This window comes from Paenibacillus pinistramenti, from assembly GCF_005869875.1.
In the GTDB taxonomy this organism is placed as follows: domain Bacteria; phylum Bacillota; class Bacilli; order Paenibacillales; family Paenibacillaceae; genus Fontibacillus; species Fontibacillus pinistramenti.
Genome location: NZ_VAWG01000017.1, coordinates 1 through 22,010, shown reverse-complemented (window position 1 = coordinate 22,010; position 22,010 = coordinate 1). Strand labels below are relative to the sequence as shown.

Genomic DNA, 22,010 nt, shown 5'->3' with positions numbered 1-22,010 from the left:
CTTATTCGCCAGAAATTTTTTGTTTCACACTAGCAATCAGCCGTTTTAATGGTTCCGGCAAGCGCTCCTTGAACAATTCATCAGTGATATTCAGTATCGCCAACCGATGGGTGACCGGTTTTCCCCGTTGTAAAAAGAAGTAATCATACCACACCATCAATTTTTTCTGTTCGATCGTGTAAGTATCGCCACTACTTCCTCCTTCTTTTAGCGCATGCTTAGTCGCATTACTAACACGTTCGAGATATTCCGGTAATTCTGGTTCGTCATTTTCTATCTCTAGTACTTTTCCTACTTTGTCTATTCGTGGCCCTTCATTAACCCTAAGTATCCGTTTATATGCATCCGGGAATGCCTCTAACATCATAAAGTCCAAGTCCAATGGGCTTGAGAAATAAATATCGTAGCTTTCTAACCTTTGTAACCAAGACATTTGGTTATCCACATAACTTTCATCCCAAGTATGCATGTCACTTAAATCTTCATCACTAAGAATGCTTCCACCCATTAATGATAATAGTTCGCTTTTATCCACACCGATCTTAATCAATTGCGATAAAGCATATCTAATCCGTCCCCAACCCCCACCATTTCGCTCCTTATCAAGATCCAATAGTGTGACATAGGGGATTTCCAGTTCATTTAGAAGCTTCCAGAAGTGATTGACGTGTCTTCCCCCAAGCGGAACTACAGATACCGAAATGCTATCCAAATGATCTTCTGTCTCCAATTCAATAGCTTTAGGGATAACGATTTCTTCACTATCCCCTTCCCCTAAAATAACTAATTTCGAGAAGTAAATCTCTGGATATGCCCTTACAGCTTCTTTTACATATTTATATGCTTCTTCATTTTCTGCAGATCCTTGTAAACGAGGTAATACAATTTTTTTAACTTTCGTAACAACCTCATCTACCGAAATATTGAAATATCGAATTGATTCAGGTAAAACCCTCTTCACAATTGCTGGCGTATGTGAGGTTAAAATGACTTGCGAATTATTTTTTGAAGCGATTCTGTTCAAATTAAGGATAATATTGCCCAATAAATGTGGAGACACATGATTTTCAGGTTCTTCTATAGCGAGAATTGTTAAGGCCGGAATTTGAATGTTAAATAGTGGCGCGTCCTCATCTTCATTATTTTCCATAGCTTGCTGTTCAATTTCCAGAAACGAATCCACGAGTGACAAATAGAATAAAGACCTAAGCCCATCTCCTAATGAATCAATGGAATATGCTTTTTGTGTTATGGATGGCATAAAATCAACTTCAAACTTTTTTATCAATTGATCCAGATCTGTGCTATTGAATCTGATGTTTGCTTCCGAGTATCGAATATCCTTATGGTATTTTTTCCAGTGGTCTTTCAGTGAATCCCTAACCCTCTCTAATCCAGCCTCTTTAAACAACGATTCTTCAGCACGGTTTAGTTGATCCTTAATGTTCTCCTTTGTTTCGATTGACCAGTTAATACTCTTCAAAACACGCCAGAGCAATGTTCCGGTCGCATTCCTTAATAACGTGGATGGGTTGCGAATTGCTGGAACATAGATGATTTTTATTTGTGAGAGCTCGCTTGGCGGAATCTTCGTAGCTACCTCTTCTGCATCCTCTGATAGAGACAGATAGTTGACCTTACTTTCTATGATTCCATCTGGTGTATTGCTTTGCTCCCAAGTAGCTTGTAGCCTAATTCGCAAGAACGGTGGCTCGCCAGTGTTTTCAACAACAAAGTTATCAAAATACGTAGGTATTGCATAATGTGTTTCACCTTCATCGTTCTCAATTTCCGGAAATGAGAAATTCGCCTCGATGTAAAGCTCTCGCCTCTCCAAATCTTCAAGTACTTCGTCATGTGATACATAAAAATCGGATTTCTCTAACGCTCTATCTGCATTTGTTTCTCCGAACAACTTAGTTAGTGCCTGTAGTGCAGCGCTTTTCCCACTACTGTTAGCCCCGATAAATGTTGTAATATCTTCGAAATCTATTACCGTTTCCGTTGGTCCATAACTACGAAAGTTGCTTATTCTTAATTTGTTGAGCCGCATAACAACATCTCCTTGTACAGTGCATATTAAGATTATTTTGATGATCTAGGAGTGGAGTATCAAATCTTCCTCCGAGTCCATCTCCACTTCCTCATCAAACTCAGCATCGTAATCATAATCGTCCTCGTTACCGGTTATGTATTTCGATAATGAGCTCAATACACGCATCGTATACGGAAAAATGGTGTGCTTGTCATATGTCAACCCTAATCGTCTTAGATGATCCGCTAGAAGAGCAAGTTCATCCGACTCGTTTTCATTCTCTCCTCCTAACGGAATGTATTCCACAGCCCGTTGTTGCAGCAATAATTTGGATGGCGATGAAAACTTGGTTGCATCGTTAGCGATTCCTTTCCATGCATTCGGTCTTCCGCCCACACCGTAATAAATACCTATAGAGTCCTTAAAAACTCCTAATGCTTTAGTAAACCTATTCATTTCATCATCGATAATGATTCGATATTGAGGAACGTCATCCGTCGCGTTTATGCGGATAAACCTTAATCGTGGCTCATTGGCCAAACGCTCATTAAGATAAGGAACACGATCGCATTGTATTTTTGTATTACCGATAGCCCCCAACCAACCGTGTCTTAAGGTAGCGTTGATAAGCACAATGACTTGCCCCGAACTTCGTTCTAGTTCACTGTTAATCTCAGCTGTGATAAATGCTTTAAACACTTCGCTGCTTTTATTTTCTCTTCGAGGATTATCAAGAAATTTAGATTCATCCATTTTCAGTGCCGCTTCAGACAAAGTCATCCACCTATCATTACCTAACAGCTTAACACTGAGATCCGTGCCGTCTAATCTTGAAATCGCAGGCAAATATTTTTTTCCAGCTTTTATGACCGATATAGATAACAACGTTCCAGACGCGTTGATCTTATTGACGTTATCACTAAATAGACCATAATCGTTGAAAAGGTCTAATACAGCATTCAGAATGCGGGATAAATCTCCTTTCTCATCACCTGTTAACGGGTAAATAAATTGCGATAGGCGTCCTGACCGCTTCAATCCTTCCCGGATAGCTTTCTTAGGGTCGGCCCCCTCTCTCCATTTACTCTTCTCTTCAATTTCTACAAGAGCTAATACGGAGTGGTTAGGTTGTTCAACTTTGGAAAGCTGCTTTACAATTTGATTAATACGCTTTTCTTGAGCGATCGAGTTATCCTTATATCTATCTATCTCTAACTCCGATGTTATGATGTCTGGATTACAATGGACAAGTTCAACAATGAACTCTTTATCCGAATTTAATCTGAAGACGGAGTCAGAAATCTCATCAAGGATAGTTACGTTATCAAGTGATTTTTGCGCAGTAGATAGTTCCTTCTTCACTGCATCAAACATCTCCGGAGAACTATAAATTTCGATAGTTAATCGCTCTTCCTTAGGAACAACGATTGGAAAGCGATTGTCATTCATACCTCTAAGAGAAATATCAGGAATAAGTTGAAGTTCTCTTGCACCATAATCCGTTAAGAACCTTTTGGCCAAGTTATACAAACCGCTTTTCTCAGGAAGGCCGATTCCCGCTTTCACACTATTTCCAGCAAATAGATTGTTGTTCACGACATAAGCCGTGATTTCTCCATCCCCATCGGAATAGAATTTGGGATTCGCAAGCAACGAATCTGCGTCGAAAGACTCCCCATTCAGCACGTCCCAATACAATTCGTCCAATGCGCTCTCCCATGCCGTAAATGAAGAGTTCCGGGGACGTCTTTCAAATTTCAGTTGGGAAAATGAACGATCTGGACTCACTACATATGGATTTTGAACGGATACCAAAACCGAACAGGAATGCCCGGACCTCATGTAACACTTGCCATCTTTGATTTGTTCATCGCTCAAATACCTTCTTGTCCCCAAGGAAACCGTTAATATCGCTCGATCAGCATCTCCCCCACGAGTCTTCAATGCAAATCGAATGACATAAGAAAATGGATCATGACGATGAGATTTTCGAATCGGATTAGAAATGCATTCGTGTTTATCATTAAAGATAACATGATAGAAATTCAGCTCTTCACGTAGCTCATTACCTAAATCAAGAAACTTTGATTCCTGGCAGAACTTGACTGCTGCCATGCCGGGAACCCACTGGTAGTTATCAACGAATTCGTGAACATCACCAAAGGTAGAAGAAACCCAAACAAGCTCCGAATCTCTTACGTCTTGCGGTAAATCAAGAATTGAAAAATCCTTTAAATGTGCTAGCCATCCAAGCGTCAAATGTTTTATATACGATGCATGAATAGGTTTTGTGGAAACTAGCCAAGGCTGATCATCGAGCAACACCTTGTTGTTTGAACATACGCTTACGATTTCAGGAAAAATACTTTTAAGTTTCTTTCCTAGAGGTTCTACTTTAAATGCAAGCTTAAAGCGATCTGTACGCTCTCTATTAAAGAAGTTTCTCCAGCTCTCCGGCATTTTCATATAATAGATAGTTTCGTTATAAAACAGCGTTTCATCAATCTCCAATGCAAACAGTTCCATCTTCTTCATCGCAGTTAGCCTCCCGAATCATATTATTTATTCCATCGATAAATGGTCCGTACAAACTCAAGAACAAAGGATCCCTTTTGTGCTTCTGCATAATCGCTGCCCAACTATCCAACATGGACATCCCTTCTGGTTTACCAGCAGGCTTTGCATTGAACTTTGAATCGCAGAAAAATACTCTGGCATTTTTACCGCCGCGCAGCAATCGTCCAATCATTTGCCAAATTGGGATAAACGTATACCACGCCATAACTTCTCTTTCAGAATCATCTAGAATAGACCAGTAATCAGGCTTTTTATACATCGCTTCGAACTTACCGCTGCTAATTTGGCGTAATTTGGATACAGCTTTCTCGTAATGAATTCCTTGTCCTGTTATCCGTTGCAAATATCGTGGCAAGTAGGAGTGGAGCGCTTGAACCAAGTAATTCATGTCATTCGGAATAGGATAAGGACGAACGAGGAAAAAGACCGATCCAAATAACGACTCTCCATTTTGATCCAATATATTGTAACCTCTACCTACAGAGAGAAGCGGTACAATCAATACTTCAGCCCTTTCTTTGCGAAACGACTCAATCATTGTTCTAGGGAATTGATCTGTTTCATGACTCCTTTCCCTTGAAAGAACTTTATAACGTCCTTGCCAACTCTGATCACTACGAAACGCCCTGGCGACTGTGGCAACATCATCATACGAATTTACCACTAAGAGTGCCCTTCGCGGATTTCCTCTACTACTCCAAAATTTCAATTCATAAAGAATATCAGATTTAAGTTGTTGAACCATCTCATATAAATTGCTGTTTCTAACCTCTTCATCGCCTATCCCTGAGACTTCAAGAAATTTATCATGGCGAGCGTCAAGAATGGGTTTGAATGTTATTTGAACTTCCGGAGATATTCGATCTGCTTTGAGCAACCATTTGTATCCCGTGTTCAAATGATAATGCGCGGATTCAGGTGCATGGCTTGTGCCTGAAAGAAAGATAACTGCCGGCCCTTGTTTCTGATCAGAATCTTCATATACACAATGCCAGTCATGCAACAATAATCTGCCTACCCCTGTATATTCGACTAATTTAAATGTCCCTGTTGTTTCCCCATCCTTCAAATCGTATTTATATCCGATCATCGTGCCCGTCATTGCCTCTTTCATGAATGCTTGATAATCTTTCTGCATAGTGAATAACGGAGTAAAATCTGCTGTCATTCCTAGCTTGGCTTGAATCATAGTAAAGGAAGTCAGAATGAACTTGATACATTCTTCCGCTCGGCATAAATAAATATAAAACTCCAATTGCGCATAAAATAAATCTCTGTTTACACGCGGCCGAATTGTTCCTTTAAGCAGTTTCTCTGTAATCTGAGTCAGCATCTTCTGCTTTTCATCGTGATTTTCTTTTTCTACTAACTCATCAACAATGCTAGATAACATGGAATCTTGATAAGGCTCATTTGCATAATCCAATAAATGTTTACGGATTTTCTTTTGCGATTCATCGTCGAAGGAAATCTTCTCGCTTAATGAATCGGCTAGCGCTGCCACTCTAATCAGATTACGACTGATATTCTTACGCAACGTTAGAGAACGATCTAGCTTTTTATATATGCTCCAGATCATATGATCCAATTGGCGAAGCTTATCTTTCCACTCCGTAACTACAGGATCACCTGCTAAATGATATCGTCCATTTGTTAACTGATGAGATTCGTTAGACAACCGTTCAAAGATATCCTCTACACTTCCAAAAACATTATATTCTGATAAGAACGTCTCATCGAATTGCTTTTGGACTTCATCCGCTTCGTCCACGTATACAACATCCATTAGGTCGTACATCGCTTCATAGATCGTCCTCTCTAACGGATCAATCATCGCTGGAATTCTTGTTTTGAGTACACTTGCAGACGTAGCCACCCAAACATCTGCTTCTGCAAGTCGGGAGAAATCACGGTAAACTCCACATTGATCCGCTAATGGACATTTCACAGACTTATTTTCTTGTTTTAGCTGAGTACACGGATAACTACTATTTCGTTCGTAATCTTCAGTCAACGCTTTAATAACACATAAGTCCGACAAATGCTTTAGATCTTGAAATTCGTTGTTCGTCCAATCACTAAGCTCGATAATCCCGCCGGCATTTGCAAATAAATAATTCTCTTGATGCGTCTTTCTGGATGACTTGCCGATGATTGGAACAGCATGAATACCTAACTCGCGTAGAATTTTGATACGCTCTATCACTTGGGAAACACTGCCTTCAATAAAGCCGACTCTGGCACCTTCCTGCTTCACGAGACGATACGTCTCCATGAGCATGAAAGTAGATTTCCCTGCTCCCAATGCACCGCCTATATGCTGGTTTCCTTTGTAAACAAACTCTATATCCCAATCTATTGACTCGAGTACAACCGCAGTTGCTCTGTTCGCCCAAGATGAAGATTTCCCGGCTAATTCATCCATTTCTTTGCCCAACTCAAGCCCATTGAAGGGCAACTCTAGACTAAGCTTTTTCTTCTCACGATAAGAAGGTAACAAACGCTTTTCTTTTACTGCTAAAGCTTCCGGGATGTTGCCATGAAAGCTTTGAATAAATCCTCCTCTTACGATTCTGGAGTATTCGAATTTCCCCTGAGTCGCAAAAGGAGTTGTATTGATTTGTCTGGGAATCGGTTTTTTAAGTATCTGTTCGTAATTGTTTATTCTATTAGTCAAAAATCGCGGAACCAGTTGGTTAAGCTTTCCCTTTTCATCGATATCAAACAACCGAAATTTCATATCAATAGCTCGATAGGCTTCAATCCGTCTAACCAGTATTTTCTTACTCTTTAACTCAGGAAATAAAATTCTAAGTCGGACTACGATATCCTTATGTTCGATGTACTTTAAAACCGGTTCATCATAACCGACCAATAACGACCAACCTTGATCAATATGAAGCATCGAGTCAATCAAATGACAGCCCGTCATAAATAGCTCCAGGCTTATTATTGTTGATATGTCGGCTTTGGGCAGTTCTAGCGAGAAAAACACTTTGTTTATTTCTTCAGTTAAATCCCAATAGGTTTTCCTCACCAGAGCACCTCCTTCAACGTTTTTTCCAATTCATTCTCCATAATGATTGTTATAAGTTTCCGTGTGTCTTCTTTTAAAAGGGTTGATGCTCTCATACCGTAAGATGGATATAAATCATTTCGGTATTTGGGAATAACAACGTACACCTGTTGACCATACTTCTCCAAATACGATAATGATTTTTGATTAAAGAAATTTGCCAGCGTTCTTGGATCCTTGAAGTCTTTTACATCCAAAGATATCTTACTTCCACTGTCATTATGTGAAATTGCAAGATCATACTCATCAATATGAGGATATAATTCTACTCCGTACCCTTTCCGTTTTAACCATTCGGCAATTTTCATTTCTGAAATCCCAGGTAACAGCACATACCTCTGTATACCGGGGAGCAGCCGAAATACTCGTTCATCTTTATAGTTGAACAAATCGAATTTCTCGAAATCAGCTAGCGAGTGACAGATATTTTCTTTGTTGCATCGCCATCGATCATGCTTGTATGTTAATGTCCAACCACAATGCGGGCATTTACGATAATTATCCATCTGTAGAGTTACTTCTTCATAACATTGACGCACTAACGCGCTTAATTCACGGTCACGAATGGACTCAGCAAATTGCGCGAGTTCAAGCGCAGACAATACTGCATTCTGAGGCCTGGACAAAAATGTGCGTATTTGAGTATATTCTGCTTGCAAATTCCGGTTTTCATCTCTGCAAAATTGCAAAATAGCCAGCATATTCTTCTGCTGCGCTTCATCAGGGGATATATAAGTATTAATGAAATCTTCTGCATCAGGAGATATCCCAATAAACTCTTCAATTAGTGAGGATTCGCCAGGATAATATTCAGTAAGCCCTTGAATCCCCCATTCAGAAGATGGTTTATGCAAAATATGAAGAAGCCGATGCAAATCCATAGGAATCTCAGCCCCTGACCTTGCGGCTTCTTGTATAAACATTAGCATTCCTCTATGAAGCTCAGTAGGGATTTCGGTATAGTTATTAGGCCATTTTTGCAGCCCGATGATAAGGTGATAAAGCATATCTTGTAGTCTATTCAATGGAACACGCTCCTTGAAAGTACTTAACCATCATTATGACACGACCATTTGACCTCTACTTGTCACCGAATGTTTGTTCCTATAAAAAACGAACCTCAAAATGATTGAAGTCCGCCATGGTGTACATTCTATTATATTATCCCGCGTTTCATCCCACGCCTGAAATGATGAAATACCTCAGAAGGATACATGTTTAATGCGCTCATGAGTACAGTGCAGAAGCCTACAAGAATAGCGGGGCCTTCACTGTTAAATTCAAACTCAATGCCCCTTTCTTGTAAATAAGTTATCAGCCTATCGAAATCGTCCTGATATTCCGGATATAGCGGATAAGCTCGTTCGTGGATATGCTGTATAAGATCCCATGCTCCTAGCTTGACAAACTTCGGCTGCCTCTCTTCAATATCAGACAGATTGCCATACGCAGTTTCAAAAGCCAGATCAATAAACTTCTGGCTGTATCGAAGTTTACTCCACCCCGGTTGCGCCAATGGGGTTCCAAAAACTTGCTCTATCTCATCTTGCAACTCATCTAAGAGCGGAAATCGCGATGCGTATCCAAGACTTTCAATTAGCCCAGTATAATACCATTCCTGGCTCTCACGTCCCCGTTTGAATCGCTTCCACGTCTCTTCGCCATATTGCTCCAAATCCCGTCTGATTGAGCGGATATTGTGCAGCTTATCTGCGCAAGACACCTGACGAATGACCAGACTCGACGTTTTAAGAGCCTCCAGCGTGTGCTGTTTTCTCTCCTCCCAAGTGGCTCCTTTGTCGGGTTCAGAGCACCCCAGGACAATTTCAAGGACAACGGAGCCAAACAGTTCAAGCAATTGTTCATCGGTCGTCTCGGTATCCTCAAGCGTATCATGCAGGATCCCGGCAGCTACGACTTCTTCCTTACAACCCGCTTTCAGCAAAATCATTCCTACCGCATACGGATGACTGATATATGGAATTTCTGTTCCTTTGCGCGTCTGATTTCGATGTGCATAGGCGGCAAATTCGATCGCTTTTTCAATGAGTGAATTACAACTCAATCCATGTTTATCTTCGACATCGGCCATCCTAACCGACTCCTCTCCGCTTCAAATCAGTACCTCTACGGATTCGCTCATGATATTCGTTAACTTATTCGCTAATTCCTTATTCCACATGCCCGGCTTTAATGTATATACCCCCATGCGATGCTTCTTCATATAGTCGTCTCCGAACAGAATCGAATTTTCCTTACCGTCTGCAGGCGTAATAATATATACCTCTTCTACCGCCCTGCTGCCATCAGTTGATCGCACGATTCCATCCCGATACTTATGCATTTCTCCTAGCGCCATCGGTAGATTGCGATCGACGCGATACTTTGGATCAAATATAAACAATTGCCCTTTGACCTCAAGAACGATATCCGGGATCATATCATGCGTATACGTGACGAAATCGAGCGTTGACGGTTTGAACCTTCGTTGATAAGCAAGAGTGGTGCCGCCAACCAGCTTAATTCGGCTCTCTTTTTTCTCGGACAAATTCAAGACTAGACCATCCTGCTCAAGGGTAAAGAGATCGGAAGAATCGAGCAATGAGCCGTTTTCCCGCAGTATCTTGACCAGTTGCATAAAGACCCATATTTCATAAAGATGATACGTGTCTTTCAAAGGAATCGAGTTTTGAAATCCGATCGAGTACTCATCAAATTGATAGAGCTGCTGAAACCAAGAAAACCAATTCCGATAGATCGGATGTTTGCGAAACACTTGTGATACGACGACCGGGCCAGCGTGAGGCTGTAGCTGCTGCAGAAAAGAAGCGCGAAGCCACCCGTTCACACGATCAAGATAATAACAGGCTTTGGATCGTATCGCATCCATGGATACGCTCTGGTACTCACGCAGAAGATGCTGTAGCTCGAGCAGTTGCCGAAGCAACACTCGGTTCTCATATACGCTGTACGTGTCCTCGCGCACACCAGACCATACGAGCTCGGGAACTGGAATTTCTCGACTCATTCCGTTGCCTGGATGTCGTTCCGACCAAGCAAGTAGCGCCGGCGTCACATGCTTCACGTTTTCTCTGCGAATCCATTGATCAGTCGTGGTCAGCCTGCGAAGCGGTCTGGCTTGAATGTCTCGAAACCATTGCTGCAGCCGATAAAAGGAACGATCGATATAATCCCACTGCGCCAATGAGGTTTTTCGAGCGAAACCTTTGTTATCGAACTTCAGAAAAGCTCCGCAATGTTGAAAACAAGCCTCCGCTTCCGCAAGAATATCCGCTATCATTTGCGTGTAGTCTGCTTCGGTTATTTTCCGCTTGTCTGGAAACAAGTATGTCTCATGGGTTATTCGTTCAGCTTGTTCAATTGTGAAAGTCAGCAAGCCAGACTGGAAAGGCGCCGTCCATTCGCCTTCCCAGCCTGTTACCGTTCGCACCATCGAGATCGGCATGCCAAGCGCAAAAAATTGGAATGGCTCGCGGTACGACGTTCTCCAGCGATAGACTCGCGCTTCCTCAAATCGCATTTTATCAATCGGAGTCCATATCCCCGTGTCCGAGCAGTAGAATTCAGGATTATCTCCAGAACTGGGTAGCGCCATAACGATCCAGTTCTCCTTTCATGCGCAGCAAATGATAGAGCGACTCCGATCCGTCGCCGAATAACGCGGCTGTCCAATCGATCAAGTCGGTGAGCAAAGCATCAATTCGCTCATCCCCGCGAATCTTGGGCAGCACTTTCTCGGCAATCACGCGATCGACTGCTTCCTTCTTCTCCATGCGAATATCCGAATCTAGTTCCTCGTTGGCGTACAGCTTGCGGAGCATCTCATTCATCGTCCGGTAACCGAAATGAAGCTCATACCGGCTTAGCTTTACATGAAGTGCCTGAAGCATTTTCCATTCTTCCTGCAAGGCGACCTTATACTTTGACTCCGCTGCGTTCCAGAACTGATCCAGATCGACATCCGACAAGGTCATGACGAAGGCTCTGTCCAACACCTTATCCGAGATGCTATGCGTGGTCTCATCCACGTTGATCGTGCCTATAACATACAGGTTGTGAGGGATCTGGAGCTCCTGCGGAACCTCTGTAATATGGCTTTCCGTATGCAGACGAATCGGCTGTCTCGATTCAATCGCACTTAAGTAGTCACTCAAATAGTATTCGACGCGGGCCAGATTCATCTCGTCCAGCACAATGAACATCGGCTTTCCTTCCTGGATAGCTTGAAGCACGGCGTTCAGGAAGGGCGTCCGAACATATCTTTTTTCCAGAGCGCTGTAATAACCGAATAATGACGTAGAATCGGTCCAATCCGGCCGAACCGGAATGACTTTCAAATACGGATTCATCGCGTCGTACGTTTTGCCATACACAGCATTTGCATAGAGCAAGCAAAGTCTTGTTTTCCCCGTACCGGATATCCCGTTCAGGATGACAAAATGCTTATCCTCCAGGCTCGTTAGGTTCAAATGGAAGTCCCGAACAATGGCGTCCGGGTAGGTGAAGGGACTCTCGCGAACATTGGACAGGATGGCGCTCAGGTTAAAATCGTGCTGAAATACCTCTTCATTCGGATCATCATTATTATTTTCAAGTCCATTGTCTGGCTCAGGTATAGATTCGATATTATCTTTCGGAAAAAATACTTTCCCGCTACAATCTGCTAATAGTGCCCCTGCGATAAACAATCGCTTCTTCACGTCAGCAATTGGCTCGACGAAATTTATGGAGTCATTGTCCCATGTTCCTACATAAAACGAAGATCCACTGACTTGAAACCCATGCTGAGTTAACACCTCCATTGCTTTTGACTGAAGTGCTTTGTTCATATCAGCTGAGTTCTCTTTGCCGCGGGAATAAAAGCTTTTTGAAATCGACCACTCTACTTTTCCAGAACCATGTAAAGCTCGAAGATTCGAATAAATTTGACCTCGACCATCAATTTTAACGCCAATAACTTCGTTAGGTTCTCTTAAAAAGCTATACAATGCTATTTTGGCTAGCAACTGTCCTTTATCCAATATACTGTACATTTGACGACGGTCATTTGCCTTAACCTCCTGTAACTCATCAAACTTAACTGTATAGTTTTTGCCATAAAGCGTAATCGAGAAATCATTCTGATGCTTATTAAATAACTCCAAAATTTGCAGTGATAACGCATGACTGGATGCTTCTTTGCGTACAAAAACACGGAGTGGCTCTAGTTTGATCCAAGTATTCCAAACTAAATCAACAAGTTCTTCTCTACCAGGAATTTGATCAAAATCTATAAATGTACCAAAGTATAACCATGGTTTTCTCTTCTCGTCGACACATTTTTGAAGGTAGGGAAGCAATTCGATTTTTGAAAGAAAGGGGGTGTCTTTATCGCTGACTTGAATATGTACATCGTCTGATATAGACTCTATGACCTCCGTTAATTCTTTGGTATTTCCCTGCGTTCTGATGGCCTCCCAGAATGGATAAAAGTTACTGGAAAGAACAATTTTCATCCTCTTTTCTAACCCGTTTATTTCCAGAGACAATACCCCATATTCGGTTTGAAAATACTTTTTATCAATGATTTCAACAAACGCCTTCTTACCAATATCCGAATCTTGCTTCTTATTCGAATATTTCGGATTCCGAGCATCGTGCATCGTAGTACGGAGAGTAGCTTCATATGTATGGACATGGTAATCGAGCAATTCCGGGGCGGCATTCGCATATTTGTTTTTAAACTCGTCCATAAGCTGACGAAGTACAGGCTGTACTTCATCCAGCACACGTTGACATCGCAGTGATGTTTCGGGAATATTTAAGGCTTCTTCAATTTGGGTAATATTCATGGTTGCCTCCAGGTCGTCTCCGCTTTAGTATTGCGACATTTATTTCCAGTACAAGTCCGGATGGTTAATCTTGATCTCATGAAGCTCATTTAATTTCTCGAGGAAAAATTTTTGGATTTCGTTGATGTGATCCTCATGATGAAGAAATTCGACTAAACTACGGTCACAGGAAATCCCTTGCCATTCTGCGTCAGTGTTTAAATCGAAAGTTTCCCAGCCCGAATGTTTAGCAATAAAGTTCTGCATGGCTGCCACAACGCTAGGAACGTCTGAGCATCGTCGTGGACAGAATTCATAAACAACGGAAACCATGGGATAATCTCCATCTGTTAAATAAAAACCTACAGCCACCTCGGTGGCTCGCCCTTCTTGTTCACTAGCCTTAACGTATCGTTCCAGATACTTTAGCTGGTTATAACGGTTATATTGCTGAAGTGCCCTACCGAAATGTTCTGTCATCACACCGTCTACAATCCCATCCATGCACTCGTCCATCATGCGCTGCAGCCGATTCATGTTTTGAATAGCATACACGTCAACAGGTGTGAACTGCCGATTATCTTCCAATCCGATCTCCTCCATATAATCCAAAACTTTGGACGCGTAGCTATTCTCCAATTCCAACTGCTTGATCCACTTGAAAATGTGAAACCACCGCAGCTGCCTGAAAACTACGTTTTTGTGATTCGCTAATACGAGCGAAGCATCCTTTTCATCAGAATACTGGGTTAAATAAATCAGATAGCATTTTGTTCCTTGACTAGTGAGTACGCTGAGTTGATCCGCATATCTCGACAGCTGATCCGTTCCTTCCGGAGATCCTAGCTTGCTTTCGATGAACAATACATATGGTTTCTGTCCTTCATAAAATCGTATCGCCATATCCGGTCGGCTATCCATCTGATGATGGGGCAAAGCCGGAAACATCACCTGTGTTTGAATGGATGAATGCTTCACTTCCTGCACCGGTATTTCTAATACATTCTCAAGAAAATCAATCATCGTCTCCTGATCACAAAGAAGTTCGGCGAACACTTCAGTTAAGAAGTCCTCGTGAGGATGACTATTACTGTTATTCAACACCCGAAATAGTCGGGAAAATACACTCTTCATCATACGCTCCTTCTCATAATATTCCACGATCCAGGTTTCTCTTGAAATGCAGATACACTTCGGACGGATATATATTGAGCAACTGCTTTAGAGATATCCGAAAGATTTTCGTAAATGCTTGATTACCAACAAAGCCCCAGCCTTATGCAGCGGCTCATTCTGTTTTTCACAATGAAATAACTGAATGCACGATGGACAGCCGTCTGAACAACCACAGCTGCTAATGATCTGTTGGGCTTTATCCAAGAGAACCCCGAACTTTTCCGCAACAACCTCGACGATACCCGAACCGCCTCCTGCTTGGCTGTCGTAGAAGAACATCCCGGGCATTCCAAACAAGGCCGAGCCAGAATAAAAAGAGGTGTGCTGAAAATCAGCCATACTACACCTTACAACAGCCGGTATCGCAGATGCTATGGCATGTTCAACGGCATGAAGGCTTCCTTCAACCAAAGTCTCCAAGTCAATGGATTCGCGATTCTGCACATCCTCGAGCAGACCTCTAAGTTCATCCCTTCCTTGGTGATCCCACATCAACCAAAACGCCTCGGTTTGAAAACTGACAGGATATGTGTTTGTTAATTGCACGGTTTCGGGAGGCGTTGCGCCGTGATTGTAGATTTTTTTGTAGCCAAATGTACTTCGTTTTACGATGATGTTTCCAAGATTGGATTTGATCGCCGCGTCACTTATCAGAGGATTGGTTATATCATGGATTTCAATGCTATCACGAACAATTCCGCGAGTATGGTAATCCGTTCTTACTGGCTCTACAACCACTTTGCGTTGCCTGTTATTGACCCACTTGACCTTATAAAAGGTACGATTGTCAGGTCCCAGAAATACGGCATCTACGTGATAATCTCGAATCAAGGAACGTCCATCCACACCTTGAAATAGAATGTCCTCATTCCACCCGTTCTTGGTTACAACCGTATAGGTATCGCCCATAGTGAACAAAGTTTGATACCGGGGTGTTTCTCCTTGATAGTGTAGTTTCCCTTCAATCTGCTGCCACTGGTCGCTTGCTTCCGCAACCACCTTGCGAAGCGCCGAAGAGCGAACATAATTCATAGCATTCGTCAACGTTCCTCCCAGTTCGTGAGCTGCGTATGCGAGATGCTCCTTTAATAGCCTGGGATTCGTTGTATTGATTGCTGCTGATTCAGGCGAAAGCGTAAAGAATTCTTCAGGGTTGCGGGCAAAGTATTGCTGCAATGGCTCTTCCTGAACCATCATAATCACCACACCGTCTCTGCTGCGCCCCACACGACCAGCCTGCTGCCAAAAGGAGGCCTGAGAACCTGGATACCCCAACAATATACATACATCCAGACACTTCACATCAATTCCGACCTCTAGGGCGCTAGTAGTGACCACTCCAAGGATCTCGCCTTGCTCAAGTTTTTGTATGGTTCGTTCTTTAACTTCTTGCGTGAGGTATGCATGGTACGGCAGAAAAAACTCATGTGGTTCGTCTGCCGAAAGCCCGCCATGATCATGAAGATGGCTGCGCAAGATCATGTTTAATTCACGACTTAAAAGCTGGGCTTGTTGGCGGTTGCTTGTAAAGATGATACTTCTTGGCCATCTTCCATCCTTGTAGATCGTGCGCAGAATTTCATAGAGATCGGAAACAACAGCCCTTTTCTTCTGCTCATCGTCTGATAAGCCAGGATTCCACATCAAAATCGCTTTTTTCTTTACTGGCGCTTGTACACCCGATATTTCATGAAATCCTTTCAGTCCACGCATTCCTGTTAATTCTTCAGCTAGATACTTTGGATTAGCAATGGTAGCCGAGCAGGCAATAAACTGGACGTTTTTATTCCCCAATCTGTCACATAACATTCTTAATCTGCGAAGGACCAAAGAAACCTTTGAACCTAACAATCCGGAGTACTGATGAAGCTCATCAATAACCACATACCGAAGATTCTGCAAAAAGCGCAATAGCTGGGAACCTCTTCCCGTAGATGAGCCTGCTCCTTGAAGAATTAAGTGCAGGTAGTGGACGTTGGTCAGCCAATAGCGCCCCTCAGAGAACACGAAGCTAGACGCCTGATCTTTTCTCATATGCTCCGGAACGTTCCGCTGCCCATGAAGAAGTCCAACAGATATTTGTTGTTCATTCACAGTGAATCGCGAAAATCCATTAAGCGAAATTTTATTTCCCTGCTCTTCTATATCATCGGCCCATTCTTTCAAATGGGTAAACTGATCTTCGACCAATGCTTTGAACGGAGCCAAATATAACGCACACGCGTCCGGATCAGATACCAATTTTTCCATGATGGGAACATTGTAAGCCAATGATTTTCCCGATGCGGTTTTCGTACAGAGAACGACATTGCGTCCTTCCCGGATGTTCTGTATGGCTTCTCCTTGATGCTCATACAGCTTAATGATCCCCAGAGAATGAAGCTTCCGTTGCAACCAACTGGGCATTAGGATTTGGTCAGCATAAGCACCTTGATTGGCATCAATTTGATGTACATGTACGTCGCTTCGGATACGTTTTCCGACTTCAAGCAAGTTCTGGACGAGCATATCACTATCGAATGCTTGTTGCACGGGAAGTCTTCGGTCTGAGATCATTTCCATTTCTTCCGGTGTCAACATCCCGTCCAAGATTGAACATCCATCATGCGTACAATAAACGCCAGCTTGTTTGTTTATATAGGACTCCATATCGGGTTCAATTGAGCGCCACTCCGAAATGCGAATCCCGTTTGCACGTTGATCGATATAACGGTAATATCCTTTCGGATCAGCTTTATAACCGATTTGGACAAAGTCTCCGTATGGCCGTTGGCCTCCACAAGAAGAGCAGATTACAGGCATTCTTAATCGATCCCTTCAATCAATATCTTCAGCAGCATTTTGGCCCCAAGTTTGAACAATTCAATATTCCCTTTATCGGGGAGCTGGACGCAACTAGGACATCCTTCAGAACAAGGGCAGCTCTCAATAAGCTCAAGCGCTTTTCGTAGCACATGAGGGAGTTTCTCGTAAATCGCCTCGATGGTTCCGAGGCCGGACCCATTCTCCCCATAGAATCCGATAACAGGTCGATTAGCAAAAGCCGTCATTGCACTCGCGGAAAAACCTGTAAAGTCATTCGCGTCACAAATAATGAGGTCAGGAATAACGGAAGTCATAGCGTGACCTGCAGCGTGAAGAGAGCCTTCGCCCAACAGATCAACGGGTCTGCCTTCATCTACCCATTCCTGGATGTTATTCTTCAGATGACCCCATTGGGAATCCGTTAATGTAACCCACATTCCTTCGGGTGTAAATCGGGTGACGGACGGATGATCCAATTGAACCTGCTCCGATTCATGCTTCTGTCCGAAGTAAACTTTTTTATAACCGAAGACGCTCCGCTTGATCTCCAGTTCACCATAGGCCATATCGATTCCTTCGATATTTTGCTTCTGGTAAGTCTGCATAATATCGATGGCATCACGATAAGTAGATTGGGTGTAATAAGTTAGTTCTTGAATAGGCAATAGAATGATTTCGCCTTTTCTGCGATTGATAGAGTCTACTCGATAGCCTTTTTCTCCAGGAGTCCAATAGATCGCGCCTTCATGAAAGTCACGAAGAGCACTCCATTCATCCAGACCGTCAACGATCGTTTGATCCTGCCCCCGAATGGTGACGCTGTAGTTTTGCCCGGAGATGGATCGAAGGCTAAACTTTTTATCAACGACTTCCTCTTGATTCGCTGATGCGGCAACTTGGAGAACAGTCTCGATATAGTCTTCAACTAATCCGGGGAACATGTTCTGCAAGTCTTCCTTCGTGACTTCTCTCCCGAGCTCTTCTCTCAGTAGGGGAATATGCAAAGCCAACAACTTGTAATTTGTTGGATTAATTCGAACTACTTCCGGAGCCTTGTGAATAAACTCCAGTGGGTTTCGCATGTAATACTGCTGAAGCGGTTCGTCCTGCAGGATCAAGACAGCGACTCCCTCGCCTTTGCGGCCTACGCGCCCAATCTGTTGGGAGAATGCCGCTTTCGATCCGGGATAACCAACAAGTACGGCGAGACTCAGATCACCGATATCAATCCCGACTTCAAGGGCATTGGTCGTAATAATGACATGAATATCGTGGGACTTGAGCCGCTCAATAATTCGTTTACGGGTATCATTCGGTAGGATTCCAGTATAAAAAGCCGCGAGTTTCTCTCCGTCCACTTTCTCCTTAGGTAGTCGGAGAGGCTGGCGCAATACGTCTTTGATATAACGGGTAAATACCATCGTCTGGCTGCGAGAAGGCTGAAAAATAATGCTCTTAATCACCTTCTGATCCACAGTCATAATTTGTTTCGCCATCGTAATCGCATCGGTAGAAGGCGCGCGGCGGACTTGTTCGTCGGCAGACATGCCAGGATTCCAGAGGACGATTCCCTTCTTCTGATGGGCGGAACCATCTGTATTAATGAGGGTAAAGCCACTTAGCCCCGTAAGATCCTCTGCTAATCTAGCAGGGTTCTCAATCGTTGCTGAGCTCGTGATAATCTGGATTTTGTGTGCATTACCAAGCTCTCGGCAAACCTTAAGCAGGCGTCTGAGTACTAATGCGACATGACTTCCGAATGTGCCGCGGTACATATGCATCTCATCAAGCACAATAAATTTGAGATTCTGCAGATAATTTCGAATGTGGTGCGCGGTCGCATACTTCACCTTCTGAACTTGCCCGAGAATGGAGTAATGAATCATATCCGGATTCGTCATCCATACCTGTGCTTTTTCCATGATTCGCTGCCGCGGCCCATTCTCGGTATCCCCATCCAGCCGACCAATATGAATCAGACGATCTCCCAAATGCAACTGGGTCTCAAACCACTCATCCAGGGAAGAAGGATTCTCCGCCTGTTGTAAGCCAAAACGCCTAATTTGATCCAACTGATCATTTGCTAACGCTTTGGTTGGAAATATGTATAACGCACGTTCTTCGGGATGGTTATATAAACGACTAAGAATCGGCAGGTTATAGGACAACGTCTTTCCGGATGACGTTGAAGTGACCAAGACAACATTAGAACCAGAATGGACTGCATCGGCCGTTTCTGCTTGGTGTGAATATAACTGCTTAATTCCCATTCGATATAAGGCGTCCTTAATGGGCTCCGGTGTAGATTCAGGAATATTTGCAAAAGTTGCCTCTTTGGCAGGAAGTGTATGTACATAAATCTCAGCGGCCTCTTCCTCGGCCAACTTCTTCAGCTTATTCAGTACATCTTCTGATGAAAATTCATGACTTACGACGCCAGGAATTCGGTTATCCTCACATAGTACAAATTCTTCTTTCTCTAGAGGAACGATAGCAAAACAAGACGGACAGTAAATTCCTTCTGCGAATCCTCGGAGGTTTTCAATTACGGGAGTCCAGTCTGAGCATTTAATCCCGGTTGGCGAATATTCAAGTAATCGTTGCTCCCCAACTTGGCTGATTTTATTGGAAATTTGAATTGCCTTTAGCATATTGGTGCATTCCGAGCATTTCAGAAATGCCATACCTAATCCCTCCATCGCTAATGTCTGTTGATCATATTTAAACATAATGATTAGACAATAGGTTGTCATCGAATATACGTTCCTATGGAGAAAATTCCTTTATTGATAATTCGACAATATAGGCATTAAGTCCTGTAACAACAACAAAAAAAACCCAAACAAAGGAAATACTCACTTTGTTTGGGTGTAGCTTTTATCGTAAAATTCATCTTATTAACTCTGGACTTATTGCTTCAATTTAATCAATCGAATACATTCAAACAAGCAGGCAGCGATGCTACGATGTGAGCAAAATTTTATCTTCCTCAGTGTTAGTATTATCCTCTTCTATTGCTTGTAAAGCTTCTAATGCAGCTTTTTTAACAAATTTATGATCCTGCATTATAGGCTTACATAACTTTATTTCAGCTTTTATTGCGTGCTCATAATCAACACCGTAAATATCCATAACTTCTGTTATATTTGATAACCATCCATTCAAATTAACATCGGCAAAATTATTAATCCTATTTTTTATTTCAAATAAACCATTCCAAGTCTCTATCTCTTCTTGAAAACAATTACTAGTTATTTCTGTTTTTTCAATTACGCCGGAAACTATTTCAAATGATAACTTGCAATCATTAATTTCTGTAGTAAAAGGGTAGAATGATTTTCCATAATCATGAGGGTTTTTATTGTTTTTATACAATGAATTACAAGTATAACAAATAGGGAAGAGATTTTCTCTTAAAAATGAAACAAATGGATATACTGATTTTGGAAGAAAGTGATCAAATGCCTCTCTATACAAATCTTTAGAAGTTAACAAACTATCAAGTCCACAAAATGGGCAAACATACTCGATAGATTTGTCATAAAAACTTTCATAATATTTTTTAAATGTCACTGCTATATCATTAAAGTACTTGAGCTTGAGCAAATTATCATAAAGATACTCTTGAATTAACTTTATACTTTCTATACACTTTATAAATTCAGTAGTTGCGTTATTTAATAACTCATCATAAGAAATGGGCCTAATATCTTTTTTACAAATTCTTTCAATCTGGGTATTCATATTAAACGATTCAATTAATTCATTCTTTTCTTCATCCGAAATTAATTCATAATGTTTTTTCAATTTTAAAAAATGTTCTTTTAAAATGATAGGCTCCATCCAATCTGGAAAATCGGTAGCGTCAAGAAATTTGTGTAAATAGAAAAACCATTTCTTGTAGATGCCGTTGTTTAGTCGGTGGTTGTGAACATTGCTAGAAGTTCAGCGCGTGCCTGGTCAAAGCCGGTATGGCAACGAGTTGCAAATCGCTGGTTGTAATCTTCAAACTGAGCAACTAAGAACTTCTCCAGTGCTTCTTCGTGTGGAAATTGCTCTTTGCGCTTGGTGTACTTCTTAATCTGCTTATTAAACGACTCGATGAGATTCGTAGAGTAAATGCTTCTCCATATGGACTCAGGAAAGCTGTAGAATGTGAAGATATAGGGGTTTTCCTGCAGAGATTTTACAACCTTGGGATAGCTGGATTTCCACTTGGTACAGAACTCTTCTAGGGCGGCCTTTCCTTGTTCTTCACTCTCCGCACGGTATACGGCTTTAAAATCATGGCAGATCTCAAGCCGGTCCGTTACACGTACTTTGTGGGCGATGCTGCATGATACATGGACGCAGCAAGACTGGTATTTCGCTTTAGGATAAACCTGCTCAATGGCAGACACAATGCCCTTTAAACCATCGGAGATAAAGAGCAAAACCTCTTCGGTGCCGCGTGCTTTCACATCTTGAAGGAGATCATTCCATAGGTAAGCAGACTCTGTTGGAGCAATGG

General features: G+C 42.3%; 12 protein-coding genes. All 12 read right to left on the bottom strand.

What is annotated here, in order from left to right:
* Position 1 precedes the first annotated feature (1 nt).
* Positions 2–2,053 carry an ATP-dependent nuclease gene (locus FCN15_RS15935; RefSeq protein ID WP_138495988.1) on the bottom strand — a complete coding sequence of 684 codons (2,052 nt, stop codon included), beginning with the start codon at positions 2,051–2,053 and terminating at the stop codon, positions 2–4.
* Positions 2,054–2,098: 45 nt separating this feature from the next.
* Entirely contained in the window at positions 2,099–4,570 is a 2,472-nt protein-coding gene (locus FCN15_RS15930; protein ID WP_138495987.1) for a pPIWI_RE module domain-containing protein, read from the bottom strand.
* On the bottom strand, positions 4,536–7,649 hold the full coding sequence (locus FCN15_RS15925) for a pPIWI_RE_Z domain-containing protein (protein ID WP_138495986.1): 3,114 nt from the start codon (positions 7,647–7,649) through the stop codon (positions 4,536–4,538). Before FCN15_RS15925 ends, FCN15_RS15930 begins: the two co-directional genes overlap by 35 nt.
* On the bottom strand, positions 7,646–8,713 hold the full coding sequence (locus FCN15_RS15920; RefSeq protein WP_138495985.1) for a restriction endonuclease-related protein: 1,068 nt from the start codon (positions 8,711–8,713) through the stop codon (positions 7,646–7,648). Before FCN15_RS15920 ends, FCN15_RS15925 begins: the two co-directional genes overlap by 4 nt.
* A 131-nt stretch (positions 8,714–8,844) precedes the next feature.
* On the bottom strand, positions 8,845–9,780 hold the full coding sequence (locus FCN15_RS19665; protein ID WP_138495984.1) for an HD domain-containing protein: 936 nt from the start codon (positions 9,778–9,780) through the stop codon (positions 8,845–8,847).
* A gap of 21 nt (positions 9,781–9,801) precedes the next feature.
* Positions 9,802–11,304 carry a DUF2357 domain-containing protein gene (locus FCN15_RS15910; protein ID WP_138495983.1) on the bottom strand — a complete coding sequence of 501 codons (1,503 nt, stop codon included), beginning with the start codon at positions 11,302–11,304 and terminating at the stop codon, positions 9,802–9,804.
* Positions 11,279–13,540 carry an McrB family protein gene (locus tag FCN15_RS15905; RefSeq protein WP_138495982.1) on the bottom strand — a complete coding sequence of 754 codons (2,262 nt, stop codon included), beginning with the start codon at positions 13,538–13,540 and terminating at the stop codon, positions 11,279–11,281. The genes FCN15_RS15910 and FCN15_RS15905 overlap by 26 nt, the downstream gene beginning before the upstream one ends.
* A gap of 39 nt (positions 13,541–13,579) precedes the next feature.
* The gene (locus FCN15_RS15900) at positions 13,580–14,653 is read right to left on the bottom strand and encodes a PD-(D/E)XK nuclease family protein (protein WP_162515386.1); all 1,074 of its coding nucleotides are present in this window, start codon (positions 14,651–14,653) and stop codon (positions 13,580–13,582) included.
* Positions 14,654–14,740: 87 nt separating this feature from the next.
* On the bottom strand, positions 14,741–17,497 hold the full coding sequence (locus tag FCN15_RS15895) for a DEAD/DEAH box helicase (RefSeq protein ID WP_138495980.1): 2,757 nt from the start codon (positions 17,495–17,497) through the stop codon (positions 14,741–14,743).
* 2 nt (positions 17,498–17,499) lie between these two features.
* A complete protein-coding gene (locus tag FCN15_RS15890) occupies positions 17,500–20,184 on the bottom strand; it encodes a DEAD/DEAH box helicase (RefSeq protein WP_162515385.1) in 2,685 nt (894 codons plus the stop codon).
* Between the two features lie 277 nt (positions 20,185–20,461).
* On the bottom strand, positions 20,462–21,307 hold the full coding sequence (locus FCN15_RS15885; protein ID WP_162515384.1) for a hypothetical protein: 846 nt from the start codon (positions 21,305–21,307) through the stop codon (positions 20,462–20,464).
* A gap of 107 nt (positions 21,308–21,414) precedes the next feature.
* The coding region (locus FCN15_RS15880) for an IS256 family transposase (protein WP_203232166.1) at positions 21,415–22,010 on the bottom strand (596 nt) is incomplete at its 5' end.

Excerpts from the sequence above, each read along its gene's own strand:
- FCN15_RS15930 (WP_138495987.1), bottom strand. The coding sequence starts at position 4,570 with ATGAAGAAGATGGAACTGTTTGCATTGGAGATTGATGAAACGCTGTTT.
- FCN15_RS15895 (WP_138495980.1), bottom strand. The coding sequence starts at position 17,497 with ATGCCTGTAATCTGCTCTTCTTGTGGAGGCCAACGGCCATACGGAGAC.
- FCN15_RS15935 (WP_138495988.1), bottom strand. The coding sequence starts at position 2,053 with ATGCGGCTCAACAAATTAAGAATAAGCAACTTTCGTAGTTATGGACCA.
- FCN15_RS15900 (WP_162515386.1), bottom strand. The coding sequence starts at position 14,653 with ATGAAGAGTGTATTTTCCCGACTATTTCGGGTGTTGAATAACAGTAAT.
- FCN15_RS15905 (WP_138495982.1), bottom strand. The coding sequence starts at position 13,540 with ATGAATATTACCCAAATTGAAGAAGCCTTAAATATTCCCGAAACATCA.
- FCN15_RS15910 (WP_138495983.1), bottom strand. The coding sequence starts at position 11,304 with ATGGCGCTACCCAGTTCTGGAGATAATCCTGAATTCTACTGCTCGGAC.
- FCN15_RS15890 (WP_162515385.1), bottom strand. The coding sequence starts at position 20,184 with ATGGCATTTCTGAAATGCTCGGAATGCACCAATATGCTAAAGGCAATT.
- FCN15_RS19665 (WP_138495984.1), bottom strand. The coding sequence starts at position 9,780 with ATGGCCGATGTCGAAGATAAACATGGATTGAGTTGTAATTCACTCATT.